General features: G+C 70.2%; 9 protein-coding genes. 7 read left to right on the top strand and 2 right to left on the bottom strand.

Annotated features, from left to right (window positions below):
• Positions 1–418 precede the first annotated feature (418 nt).
• From LG278_RS17820 to LG278_RS17800, 5 genes are all read left to right on the top strand, one after another.
• Complete coding sequence (locus tag LG278_RS17820; protein ID WP_404388860.1) at positions 419–1,738, top strand: extracellular solute-binding protein; 1,320 nt, start codon at positions 419–421, stop codon at positions 1,736–1,738.
• 161 nt (positions 1,739–1,899) lie between these two features.
• A complete protein-coding gene (locus LG278_RS17815; RefSeq protein ID WP_404388859.1) occupies positions 1,900–3,444 on the top strand; it encodes an ABC transporter permease subunit in 1,545 nt (514 codons plus the stop codon).
• Positions 3,444–4,385: a sugar ABC transporter permease gene (locus tag LG278_RS17810; RefSeq protein ID WP_404388858.1), complete on the top strand. Its 942-nt coding sequence runs from the start codon at positions 3,444–3,446 to the stop codon at positions 4,383–4,385. Before LG278_RS17815 ends, LG278_RS17810 begins: the two co-directional genes overlap by 1 nt.
• Positions 4,382–6,268 (top strand): glycoside hydrolase family 13 protein, encoded by a 1,887-nt coding sequence (locus LG278_RS17805; RefSeq protein ID WP_404388857.1) that lies wholly within the window; start codon positions 4,382–4,384, stop codon positions 6,266–6,268. Before LG278_RS17810 ends, LG278_RS17805 begins: the two co-directional genes overlap by 4 nt.
• Before the next feature lies 1 nt (position 6,269).
• Positions 6,270–7,283 carry a LacI family DNA-binding transcriptional regulator gene (locus LG278_RS17800; RefSeq protein WP_404388856.1) on the top strand — a complete coding sequence of 338 codons (1,014 nt, stop codon included), beginning with the start codon at positions 6,270–6,272 and terminating at the stop codon, positions 7,281–7,283.
• Between the two features lie 78 nt (positions 7,284–7,361).
• On the opposite strand, the gene otsB is transcribed toward LG278_RS17800, so the two are convergent.
• Complete coding sequence (otsB, locus tag LG278_RS17795; RefSeq protein WP_404388855.1) at positions 7,362–8,168, bottom strand: trehalose-phosphatase; 807 nt, start codon at positions 8,166–8,168, stop codon at positions 7,362–7,364.
• The gene (locus tag LG278_RS17790; protein WP_404388854.1) at positions 8,165–9,694 is read right to left on the bottom strand and encodes a trehalose-6-phosphate synthase; all 1,530 of its coding nucleotides are present in this window, start codon (positions 9,692–9,694) and stop codon (positions 8,165–8,167) included. The genes otsB and LG278_RS17790 overlap by 4 nt, the downstream gene beginning before the upstream one ends.
• A 231-nt stretch (positions 9,695–9,925) precedes the next feature.
• On the opposite strand from LG278_RS17790, the gene LG278_RS17785 reads away from it, so the two are divergent.
• Entirely contained in the window at positions 9,926–10,357 is a 432-nt protein-coding gene (locus LG278_RS17785) for a CBS domain-containing protein (protein WP_404388853.1), read from the top strand.
• A gap of 99 nt (positions 10,358–10,456) precedes the next feature.
• Positions 10,457–12,280: a serine/threonine-protein kinase gene (locus LG278_RS17780; RefSeq protein ID WP_404388852.1), complete on the top strand. Its 1,824-nt coding sequence runs from the start codon at positions 10,457–10,459 to the stop codon at positions 12,278–12,280.
• The last annotated feature ends 248 nt before the right edge of the window (positions 12,281–12,528 follow it).

Genomic DNA, 12,528 nt, shown 5'->3' with positions numbered 1-12,528 from the left:
TGCCGGACGATCCGTTGTAAAGGGCATGCCCACCCGAGCGGGCGGGCAGGGCCATCATGACCCATCACCACGGGCTTGACCAGCCTCGGACCACGCCTCGGGTGCCCGGGTCTCGCCGGATGTCCCACCGAACGTCTCATCGGCGGCGTCCCCGACGGACTCCCCGAAGGTCTCGGGAACGACACGGTGAGGGCACGGTTCGGTCGCCAAATCGTGACGGGGGTCGCGACCTGCGGGCGAGCGTGCCAGCGTTCGAGGGGTCCGCGGCCGGAACCGCACGGTGGCGCTCGAAGGTAGACGTGTGTGTGATCACATCGTTGCAAGAACTTGCAGCAGAAGGTTTCGCGAGCCTGCAAGTTCTTGCTACATTCGGCTCCACCGGTGGCGGCGTGTGCCACCTGGCTTCAAAGGAGAATCCATGCACAAGCGTGCGCTTGGTGCTGTTGCTGTCACGGGTGTTGCTGCCCTGGCCCTCAGCGCCTGCGGTGGGTCCAGCCCCACCACCCCGTCCAACACCGCCGCCGGCACCTCGAACGCGGCCACCACCACCGGTGTGCCGGAGACGCCCACCGGCACCGCGGCTCCCGTCCGTGACACCAACGTCGACCTCGTCATCTGGACCGACGCCGACCGTTCCGCGGCCGTGCAGAAGTACGCCGACGAGTTTGCCGCCGAGAACGGCGTGACGGTCAAGGTGCAGATCTCGACCGACACCCGCCAGCAGTTCAAGGACGCAACGAAGGTCGGCAAGGGCCCGGACGTCATCGTCGGCGCCCACGACTGGCTCGGCGAGCTCGTGCAGAACTCCACGGTCGCCCCCGTCAACCTCGCGGCTGACGTGACGGCCAAGTTCCTCCCGAAGTCCATCGAGGCGACGAAGTTCAACGGCCAGGCCTACGGCGTGCCGTATGCCGTCGAGAACATCGGCCTCATGTACAACAAGGACCTCGTCCCGAACGCCCCCAAGACGATGGACGAGCTCGTCGCCACGGGTGAGAAGCTGGTCCAGGAGGGCAAGGCCAAGCAGGTCCTGTCGCAGTTCGTCTCCAAGGTCGGCAACGCCTACTTCGCCTACCCCTACCTCTCGGCGTTCGAGGGCGGCGGCATCTTCGGCCTCACCCCCGAGGGTGGCTACGACCCCAACAAGGTCATCGTCAACAGCGCCGGTTCGATCAAGGGCGGCGAGGTGCTCGCGGACCTCGGCAAGCAGAAGGTCCTCTCGACCAACGTCGATGACACGAACCAGGACGCTCTCTTCGACACGAAGGCCGCCCCGTTCATGATCAGCGGCCCGTGGAGCGTCGCCAAGGCGAAGGAGGCGGGCATCAACTACGGCATCGCCCCGCTGCCCAGCCTCGAGGGCGGTGGCCCGATGAAGCCGTTCCTCGGTGTCCAGATGTTCTACGTCTCGAGCAAGGCCAAGAACGCCGCCCTCGCGCAGGAGTTCGTCACGAACTACATCCCGCGCAAGGACGTCCAGCTGGCCCTCTTCGAGGTCGGCAAGCGTCCGCCGGCCCTCAAGGAGGCCTATGACGAGGTCTCGGCCACCGACCCCGACGTCAAGGCGTGGTACGAGGCCGGCGTCGACGGTCTGCCGATGCCCAACATCCCCGCGATGAACGCGGTCTGGGGCCCCTTCGGCCAGGCGACCGCCGACATCATCGCCGGCAAGGCCGGAGCGCAGGCGCGTCTCGACGCGGCTGCCAAGGAGATCACGGCGAACATCGCCAAGGGCTGAGTCTCTCTGATGTAAAAAGGGTTCCGGGGTCCGCCAGCACGGCGGACCCCGGGATCCGGCTCGTCGGTCGGCTCGATGCGAAGCCGGCCTGAGAGGCCTTCGGGGCTCTCGCTCGTGCATCTTCGGCAACGGCGCCGGTCGGCGCAAAAGGACGTGTCTCCATGACGAAGCCCCTCGTTCTCGCGATCAAGTGGATCCTCATCGCCGCTGCGGTGATCGGCATCTTCGTGATCGCCACCAAGCTTGCAGAGGCGGGCAACACGCTCGCCGTCGTTCTCGCCGGATTCGTGGGCCTGGGCATCCTGGCCATCTACGCGACACGGCGCGCTGTGCCCCTGAAGTACCTCGCCCCCGGCGTGCTGCTGATGATCCTCTTCCAGCTGTGGCCGGTCGTCTACACGGCCAACCTCTCCTTCACCAACTACGGCGACGGTCACCTCTACTCCAAGGAGGAGTCGGTCACCGACATCATCGCCCAGTCGGTGCGTGAGGTGCCGGGCGCCCCGCGCTACAAGATGAGCGTGGCTGTCGAGGAGGGTGCGAGCGTGCAGACCGGCGACCTCAAGATGCTGCTGACCGACCCCGACGGGGCGACGTTCGTCGGTGACCCCAAGGGCCTGACCCCTCTGCCGCCCGAGGGCGTGACGAAGAACCCCACGGGCAAGATCACGGCCGCCCCCGGCTACACCCTCCTCACGGCCCGCGAGGTCAACGCCCGGAGTGCGGACCTCTCGGCCCTGGCCGTGCCGACCTCCGACGGCGGCGGCATCAAGCCCGTCGGCCTGTCGGAGGCCTTCGAGGGCGCGCCCACGATGACCTACGACGCGGCTGCCGACCAGCTCACCGACAGCTCGACGACACCCCCGACCATCTATGCACCGGCCGACGCCCGGTGGGCCAACGTCGCCGACCCCGCCCAGACCCTCCCGCAGGGCTGGAAGGAGAACGTCGGCCTCGACAACTACACCCGGATCTTCACGGACTCCACGCTGCGTCAGGGCTTCGTCAGCATCTTCGTCTGGAATCTCGTCTTCGCCGTCACCTCGGTGCTCTCGACGTTCCTGCTCGGCATGCTCATCGCGCTGCTCTTCAACGATCCGAGGCTGCGCGGCAAGGCGATCTACCGATCGCTGCTGATCCTCCCCTACGCCCTGCCGATCTTCGTCACGGCGCTGGTGTGGAAGGGCATGTTCAACCAGGACTACGGCATCATCAACGAGATCACGGGGCTCAACGTCGACTGGTTGGGCACGGAGTTCGGGGCCAAGGCCGCCATCCTGATCACCAACCTGTGGCTCGGCTTCCCCTACATGTTCATCGTCTGCACCGGCGCCCTGCAGTCCATCCCGCAGGACGTGCGCGAGGCAGCGACGATCGACGGTGCCAACGCCTTCCGCACGCTTCGGTCGATCATCATGCCGCTGCTGCTCGTGGCCGTCGGCCCGTTGCTCTTGGCGTCGTTCGCCTTCAACTTCAACAACTTCGGGCTCATCTTCCTGCTCACCGAGGGCGGACCCTTCAGTGGCGAGAACACCTCGATCGGCTCGAGCGACCTGCTCATCACGTATGCGTATCGCCTCGCCTTCTCCGGAAGCGCACCCAACTACGGCTTCGCGGCTGCCGTCTCCGTCGTCATCTTCATCATCGTGGCGCTGATGAGCATCCCGGGCTTCCGTCGCACCAAGGCTCTCGAGGAGATCAACTGATGTCTGGCATCAACGCTCCCCTTCCCACGGACCCCCGCATCGAGCAGCGTGTCGAGGCCGAGACCAAGGAGACACCGGCCTCGCCCAAGCGCAGCGGCATGGGCGGCCAGGTGTGGTGGCGGCACGCCCTCGCGGTCGTCGCTCTCATCTGGGCACTCTTCCCGATCCTCTTCATCTACTCCGCCGCGACGAACCCCTCGGGCACGCTCAACACGGCCAGCCTGCTCCCGTCGGGCTTCTCGACCGTCAACTTCGAGGCGCTCTTCAACGACGCGTCGAGGCCCTTCTGGACGTGGTACAAGAACTCCATGATCGTCTCGACGATCGGGGCGCTCGGTGCGGTCTTCGTCGGTGCGTGCGCGGCGTTCGCCTTCTCGCGGCTGCGCTTCAAGGGCCGCCGCCCGGGCATGATGTTCCTGCTCCTGACGACGTTCTTCCCGGCCCTGCTCGCGATCGTCGCGATGTACATCATCTTCGCCGGCATCGGCGACGTGCTGCCGGCCTTCGGCCTCAACACCCTCGCGGGCCTCGTCCTGGCCTACCTCGGTGGTGCGCTCGGCGCCAACGTCTGGCTGCTCAAGGGCTACTTCGACACCGTGCCGCGTGAGCTCGACGAAGCGGCCATCGTCGACGGGGCGAGCCACGCCCGGATCTTCTTCACGATGACGCTGCGCCTCGTGATGCCGATCCTCGTGACCGTCTTCATGCTCGTCTTCGTCGGCCTCTACGGCGAGTTCATGCTCGCGAGCATCTTCCTCACCGACGTCGAGACCCAGACGCTCGGGGTGGGCCTCTACGGCATGACCCTCGGCAACGACGCCAACACGCTCTTCGGTCGTTTCACGGCCGGTGCGCTGCTGGCCTCCCTGCCGGTCATGGTGCTCTACCTCGCCTTCCAGCGTCAGCTCGTCGGCGGCCTCACCACGGGCTCCGTGAAGTGACCGCCGCCCCGACCCGCCCGCAGACGTGGCTCAGCCAGCCGCACCACGACGGGTCGGGGCGCTACGTCTCCAACCAGGCGCCCCGTCTCGGCGACCGCGTCGACGTGCTCCTGCGGGTGCCGCTCGAGGCCGAGGTCGATGCCGTCCACGTGCGCACGGCACCCGACGGCGAGGCGACGTTCACGGTCGCCAAGCGGGTGCGCACCACGGCGACCGACGACTGGTGGCGCGCGACGCTGACCTGCCACAACCCGGTCACCACCTACCGCTTCCTGCTGACCGGTGGCCCGACGAAGTATGCGTGGCTCAACGGCACGGGCGTGCACGTGCGCGACGTTCCCGACGCCAGCGACTTCCGGCTCGTCGCGCACGACTCCCCGCCGCCCGCCTGGGCCCTCGGCGCGGTCGTCTACCAGATCTTCCCCGACCGTTTCGCGCGGTCGGGGCGGGCCGATCGCTACGAGACCCCGGACTGGGCGATCAAGGCTGCGTGGTCCGACCCCGTCGACCTCAGCAAGAAGGGCGTCGCGCACCAGTTCTACGGCGGCGACCTCGACGGCGTCACCGAGCACCTCGACCACCTCGAGGCGCTGGGCATCGACGTCGTCTACCTGACGCCGTTCTTCCCCGCTCGCTCCAACCACCGCTATGACGCCTCCTCGTTCGAGCAGATCGACCCGCTGCTCGGTGGAGCACCGGCGCTGCGCCGCCTCACCTCCTCGGCCCACGAGCGCGGGCTCAAGGTGATGGGCGACTTCACGACGAACCACACCGGTGACGCCCACGAGTGGTTCCTCGCAGCGTCCGGTCCGGGCGGCAAGAGCCGTCCTGAGCGCGACTACTACATCTGGGAGGACGGCAGCTACGTCGCGTGGCTCGGCGTGCCCTCCCTGCCCAAGCTCAACCACCTCAACGCCGCACTGCGCCAGCGCATCTTCGAGCACCCGCAGGGCGTCGTGCGCAAGTGGCTCGGGCGGGCCGGCGGGCTCGACGGCTGGCGCGTCGATGTCGCCAACATGACGGGGCGCTGGCGCGACACCGACGTCAACCACGACGTCGCGCGGCAGATGCGCGACGTGATGGGCCGCGTCGCTCCCGACGCGCTGCTGGTGGGGGAGCACTTCCACGACTACACGCCCGACATGCCGGGTGACGGCTGGCACGGCGTGATGAACTATGCGGGCTTCTGCAAGCCGGCGTGGACCTGGCTCCGGCAGGACCCCAAGGACCCGCGCTTCCTCGGAGCGCCAGTGCCGCTGCCGCTGCTCGACGCGGGCTCCGTCGTCGACACGATGCGCGACTTCACCTCACGCATCGCCTGGCAGTCGCTCGTGCACTCCTTCAACCTCGTCGGCTCCCACGACGTGCCGCGCATCCGCACGCTCGTCGGGCAGGGCGGTGTCGAGGCCGCGGCCGGTCTCCTCTTCACGTTCCCGTCGATGCCGATGCTCACCTACGGCGACGAGATCGGCATGGAGGGCACCTTCGGCGAGGACGGCCGGCGACCCATGCCGTGGGACGAGTCCGACTGGGACGCAAGCACGCTCGAGGTCTATCGCGGGCTCATCGCGGCCCGCAAGGGCTCGGTGGCGCTGCGCCGCGGGGGCATGCGCTGGGTCCACGCCGAGGGTGACGCCATGGTCTTCCTGCGTGAGACCGAGCAGGAGGTGGCGCTGGTGCACATCGCCCGCGGCGCCCACGCGCCCGTCACCCTGCCCGCAGCTCACCTCGCGGGCATCGGCGCCGGCACACCGGCATACGGACCCGCTCCGGACATCGGTGAGGAGGCTGTCACACTGGGCGCCGACGCCGCGCTGGTCCGCATCTGGACCTGGAAGCCCACCGACGGAGGGGCGCGGCACGCTCGGCGAAAGGGGCGGTGACGTGAGGGCTCGGCTCAAGGACATCGCCGACCAGGCGGGCGTGTCCGAGGCCACCGTGTCACGCGTGCTCAACGGCAAGCCCGGTGTGGCCGAGGCGACCCGGCAGGCCGTGCTCACGGCACTCGACGTGCTCGGCTACGACCGGCCGTCTCGCCTGCGGCGCAAGAGCGCCGGCCTCGTCGGCCTGATCGTGCCCGAGCTGACCAACCCGATCTTCCCCGCCTTCGCGCAGATCATCGAGAACTCCCTCGCGCAGAACGGCTACACCCCCGTGCTCTGCACGCAGGTGGCCGGGGGAGTGCACGAGGACGACTACGTGCAGATGCTGCTCGAGCGCGGCGTCGCCGGCATCATCTTCATCTCCGGCCTGCACGCCGACACGACCACCGACTCCGCCCGCTACGTCGCGCTGCGCGAGCGGGGCCTGCCGCTCGTGCTCGTCAACGGCTACATCGAAGGGGTCGACGCCCCCTTCATCTCCAATGACGACGTCGCCTCCATGGGCCTGGCTCTCGAGCACCTCGTCAGCCTCGGCCACCGCGAGATCGGCCTGGCGGTCGGGCCCGACCGCTACGTGCCGGTCATCCGCAAGATCGCGGGCTTCCGTCACTCCATGCAGGAGCTCACCGGCAGGTCCGACGTCGACGACCTCATCGAGCGCTCCCTCTTCACGGTCGAGGGCGGGGCGACGGCCGCTGGGCGCCTGCTCGACCGCGGGGCGACGGCGGTGGTGTGCGGCTCCGACCTCATGGCGCTCGGGGCGATCCGGGAGGCGCGCAAGCGGGGACTGCAGGTGCCCCGCGACTTCTCGGTCGTCGGCTACGACGACTCGACGCTCATCGCCTTCACCGACCCGCCCCTGACGACAGTGCGCCAGAGCGTCAACGCGATGAGCGCGGCGACGGTGCGCGCGCTGCTCGACGAGATCGCCGGGCAGCCTTCTCCCCGTGCCGAATACGTCTTCCGTCCGGAGCTCGTCGTGCGGGGGTCGACGGGCGCGGTGCGCCGCCGCTGAGCGGGCTGCACCTCACGGCATACGGCTGCTCGCGCAGCGACTGCTGGGGTATGCCGCCGCGCGAGGAGAGCGGCGCGCTCAGCTGGGCACGTGGGCTGCGGAGCAGAACTGCCACAGCTTGGTGAGCACCCGGGCGACGGTGGCCTCGTCGTCGACCCGGTAGCGGGCCGCGGTCGAGCCGCTGCCCACCTTGACCGTGACGTCCTGCGGACGCCGCATTCGCATGAAGGCGTCCTCGTCGGTGACGTCGTCGCCGAAGTAGATGCGCGAGACGGCGTCGACGCTGCGGCCGAGCGCCGTGACGGCAGAGCCCTTGTCGGCGTGCGAGACCGACAGCTCGAGCACCGACTTGCCCTTGAGCACCTTGACTCCGGGGTGCTCCAGGGCGAGGCGGCGGGCGTCGGCGATGGCGGCGTCGGACACCTCGCGCGTCAGGCCGCGCGTGTGCACGACGACGGCGGCAGCCTTGTACTCGATGCCGGCCTCGGGGTGGCGCTCGCGGACGAGGGTCTCGATGTCGGTCCGCAGCTCCTTGAGGGTGACCTCGTCGTCCTCGGTGACGGCGGCGTGCTCCATCGCGGATCGCACTGCCTCGTCGGAGGACTCGGCTCCGTGGCTGCCGATGAGCACGATCGGCTCGTCCTCGTCGATGCGGGTCAGGCGCCGCAGGGTCGTCAGGTCGCGGCCCGAGATGACGGCGACGTGCACGCCCGGCAGGTCGGCCAGCGAGCGCAGCGTGTCGATGGTGCCGGGCTCGGCCGCTGCCCGCATGGGGTCGGCGGCGAAGCGGGCGAGCACGCCGTCGAAGTCGGTGGCGATGAGCAGCCGCTTGGAGGCGGCCGCCTCCTGGAGGGCCTCGACGAGGTCAGGCAGTCCGTCGGTCATGCGAAGGTGGCCCTCTCTGCGGTGCTGGTCCCGCCGAGGTGCAGCGCGCCCGGGTCGGCGCCCGGCCCGGCGAGGGGGTCGCTGCCGCCCCCGCCCACCTGGGTGTGGCGGGGCACGTCGGGCGCGGCGTCGAGCGCCGCGAGGTAGCGGGCGGCCCAGCGCTGCACGTCGTGGTCGGAGACCCGGCGGCGCAGGGCGCGCATGATGCGCTGCTTGTCCTTGGCCGGGGTGTTGATGGCTCGCAGGATGGTCTGCTTGAGGCCTTCGATGTCGTGCGGGTTGCACGCGAAGGCCTGGTGCAGCTCGTGCCACGCGCCGGTGAACTCCGAGAGCACGAGAGCGCCGCCGAGGTCGTGGCGGCAGGTGACGTACTCCTTGGCGACGAGGTTCATCCCGTCGCGCAGTGGCGTCACGAGCATGACGTCGGCCGCCTGGAAGAGGGCCGCCATCTCCTCGCGGGGATAGGAGTGGTGCAGGTAGTGCACGGCAGGCGACCCGATCTTGCCGAGCTCGCCGTTGATGCGGCCCACGGTCTGCTCGATCTCGTTGCGCAGGTTGCGGTAGGCGTCGACGCGCTCGCGGCTCGGGGTGGCCACCTGCACGAGGGTGACCTCGGGCGGGCCGATACGGCGCTCGCTGAGCAGCTCCTCGTAGGCCTTGAGCCGGTGCCGGATGCCCTTGGTGTAGTCGAGCCGGTCGACGCCGAGCATGAGCACCTCGGGGTCGCCCAAACTGGCGCGGATCTCGCGGGCCCGCTCCATGACGTCAGGACGCTGGGCGAGCTCCTCGAGGCCCTTGAAGTCGACGGAGATGGGGATCGCCGCGGCGCGCACCCGGCGGTGGCTGCCCTCGACGGTGACGATGTCGCGCTTCGTGCGGGCTCCGAGCAGCTGGCGGCAGGCGCGCACGAAGTTGCGCGAGTCGGCCTGGCGCTGGAAGCCGAGGAAGTCGGCTCCGAGCAGGCCGTCGAGCAGCTGCGTGCGCCACGGCAGCTGGGCGAAGAGCTCGACCGGGGGAAAGGGGATGTGGTTGAACCACCCGATGCGCACGTCGGGGCGCAGCTTGCGCACGAGGGCCGGCACGAGCTGCAGCTGGTAGTCCTGCACCCACACGCGGGCGCCCTCGGCGGCCACCTCGGCGACGGCCTCGGCGAAGCGCTGGTTGACCGTCTGGTAGCTCGACCACCAGTCGCGGTGGAAGGAGGCCGGCACGATGACGTCGTGGTAGATCGGCCACAGCGTGTCGTTGGAGAAGCCCTCGTAGTAGTCGCGCACCTCGTCGGCCGACAGCGGCACGGGCCGCAGATGGATGCCGTCCTCGTCGAAGGGCTCCGGGGCCTCCTCGCCGGCGTCACCGGCCCAGCCGACCCACGCGCCGGGCTGGCTGCGCATCACCGACTCCATGGCCGTGACGAGCCCGCCGGGGCTGCGGCGCCACTCCACCTCTCCGCTGTCGGTGACCACCTTGTCGACGGGCAGGCGGTTCGCCGCGATGACGAGGTCGTAGGTCGGCCGTGCAGACGGCACGCAATCAACTCCTGCTCTGGTGGGACCAGCGGCAACCGGTCGGTGGCGTGGGGTGGCGTGTGGGTGGCGTGGGGCGCGGGGGCTCCCCTCACGGGCAGCGGCGCGCGCAGGGCCCACTCTAACGAGAGAATGGTGGCGCCCGGACGGTCCCGGCTCTAGGGTCAGGAGCAGGGCACTGGTGCCCGCACGGCTGGTTGACGGCCATGTCGCCGAGTTGAGAAGGAGGTCGCCATGAAGATTTCTGACGTGCTGCGGTCCAAGGGCGGGGGCGTCGTGACGATCCAGCCCGATGACACCGTGGACCACCTGCTCGCCCTGCTCGACGAGCACCACATCGGTGCCATTGTCGTGAGCACCGACGGCGCCTCCGTCGAGGGGATCGTCAGCGAGCGTGACATCGTGCGCCACCTGCACGCGACCGGCACATCCGTGCTCGGCGGGCCGGTGTCCGCGATCATGACGAGCGAGGTGACGACCGGGTCGGCCAGCGACAACATCGCCGATCTCGCGGGCACGATGACCGAGATGCGGGTGCGCCACGTGCCGATCCTCGACGAGGACGGCACGCTCACGGCCATCGTCAGCATCGGCGACATCGTCAAGCACCGGCTGAGCGAGCTCCAGTCCGAGCGCGACGCGCTGCGCGACTACATCACCAACTGACGCGACGACGCCGGGCGCCCGTCAGGCCCCGGTCACGATCCGGGGCTCGACGGCACTGCACCGTGCCGCCGGGACCGCCGGGTCGCTTACCGTAGGGGCATGACGGCGTACGACCGGACCGAGCGGGCACCTCGCCCGCCCTCCGGCGTGCGCGCCGACGAGCCCGACGGTCGTGACGGCGTACCCCGCGAGCGGCACGAGCGGCTCGGGCCCTACCGCCTGATCGAGGAGATCGGCGAGGGCGGCATGGGCGTCGTGCACCTCGCGCTCGACCCGCGGGGGAGGGCCGTCGCCATCAAGGTGCTGCGCACCCACATCGCCCACGACGACGACGCGCGCCGGCGCCTGGGCCGCGAGGTCGACACGCTCTCGCGCATCCGCGACGACCGCGTGGCGAGCGTCATCGACGCCGACATCATGGGTCCGCGCCCCTACATCGTGACCCGCTACGTGCCCGGGCCAGCGCTCGACGAGACGGTCGAGGAGCACGGCCCTCTCGCTCCCGACGAGCTGCTGCGGCTCGCGCGCGGTGTCGCCGAGGCGATCCGCGCGATCCACGCCTGCGGGGTCGTGCACCGTGACATCAAGCCCGGCAACGTGCTGCTCGAGGACGGCGAGCCGGTGCTCATCGACTTCGGCATCGCCCACCTGCAGGACGACGTGCGCCACACCGTCGGCGGGCTCGTCATGGGCACCCCGGGCTACCTCTCGCCCGAGCTCGTCGAGGGCGCGGCCATCACCGACGCCACCGACTGGTGGGGCTGGGCGGCGACGATCACCTTCGCCGCCTCGGGCCGTCCGCCGTTCGGCCGGGCCCGCATGGACGCCGTACTGACCCGGGTGCGCGCGGGTGACGTCGACCTCGACGGCGTCGACCCGCTGCTCGTGCCGCTGCTGCGGGCGGCGCTCTCGCCCGACCCCGCGCGTCGCCCCCACGCCGACGACGTCATCGCTGCGCTCGAGCAGTATGCCGCCGGGCGGGCTGCCACGGTGCCGCCTCCCCAGGGTGGCCCGTGGGACGACGAGACCACCCATGTCGAGCCACCGCCGCTGCCGGGCTCGACCCAGGTGCTCCAGGAGCGCAGCACCTCGGTGATGCCCCCCGTGCCGATGTCGACCGCGTGGCCGCCTCCGAGCCATCGCTCGGCAGCGTCCGCGCCGCCGCCAGCGCCGCCTGCTCCTGCCGGACCCGCGCCGACCGGGGGCCCCTACGCGGCGCCGGCGGCGAGCAGCTGGGAGGACCTGCCGGACAGCGGGCCCCTGCCAGCCGACGACTACTGGGACCGGGGCGTGCCCGAGGACGACGAGGAGATCGTCCCGCGCGAGGGCGACCCGCGCATCGGGCTGCCGATGCGCACCGGCCTGCTCGGGGCCGCCGCGCTGGCCTGGGTGGGGGCGCTCGCGGCGTGGCCCGGCATCGCCCTGCTCGTGCTCGTCGGCTGGTCGGTCATCGCCCGGGCGACCGACCTGTCCTTCACGTCGCTCGTGCTGCGCCGCTACGAGCGGGGACGTCGTCGCAGCGACGTCGCGATGACGGTCCTCACGAGCCCGTGGCACCTCGTCGTCGGTGTCGTGGCGACCGCGGTGAGCCTCATCCTCCCGGTCGGCGTGGCGCTCGCGGGCATCTACGGGTCGGCGCTGCTCCTGGCCGGCACCCGTGGCGGTGAGCTGGGCCCCGGCGCGCCCGTGACCCTCGTCGTCGGCGGTGCACTCGGGCTGGCGATGCTGTGGTGGGGCCCCGGCGGGGCCTCTCTGCGCCGTGGGTCGCGCTCCATCGTGAGACGGCTCGTGCCGCCTGGTCTGCCGATGCAGGTCGTGGCCGGCGTCCTCGCGACCGTGGGCGTCGTCGCCGGCGCGGTTGCCATCGCCAAGGGGGTCGCCATCACGTGGAATCCTTTCTCCGGCAATCCCTTTGGCGGCTAGGGCACCTGCAGCGGCTGGGCCGAGGACGGTGCCGGACGGCATACCTGCTCATAACGGGACACACAGGGGCACCACAGCCCACGCCCAAAGAGTAAAGAAAGCGTCAAGTCCAGATCACGAAAAGATCTCGGCACGGCTTGTCACGGGTGGGGACCTCACGTACCGTCGATCATCGGCGGCCTCCTTCACCCGGAGCCGGATCGGGGGTTTCTTCCTTTCCATGTGGTCGCCCGTCGTGCCCGGAAGCC

The organism is Humibacillus xanthopallidus (assembly GCF_044793955.1).
Taxonomy (GTDB): Bacteria; Actinomycetota; Actinomycetes; order Actinomycetales; family Dermatophilaceae; genus Humibacillus; species Humibacillus xanthopallidus_C.
Note: the sequence above shows the minus strand (reverse complement) of the source record. Positions and strands in the feature narration are given on the sequence as shown.

Bases quoted from the DNA above. Each gene is read 5' to 3' on its own strand.
- LG278_RS17820 (WP_404388860.1), top strand. From the start codon at position 419: ATGCACAAGCGTGCGCTTGGTGCTGTTGCTGTCACGGGTGTTGCTGCC.
- LG278_RS17815 (WP_404388859.1), top strand. From the start codon at position 1,900: ATGACGAAGCCCCTCGTTCTCGCGATCAAGTGGATCCTCATCGCCGCT.
- LG278_RS17810 (WP_404388858.1), top strand. From the start codon at position 3,444: ATGTCTGGCATCAACGCTCCCCTTCCCACGGACCCCCGCATCGAGCAG.
- otsB (WP_404388855.1), bottom strand. From the start codon at position 8,168: ATGACCGACGGACTGCCTGACCTCGTCGAGGCCCTCCAGGAGGCGGCC.
- LG278_RS17785 (WP_404388853.1), top strand. From the start codon at position 9,926: ATGAAGATTTCTGACGTGCTGCGGTCCAAGGGCGGGGGCGTCGTGACG.
- LG278_RS17780 (WP_404388852.1), top strand. From the start codon at position 10,457: ATGACGGCGTACGACCGGACCGAGCGGGCACCTCGCCCGCCCTCCGGC.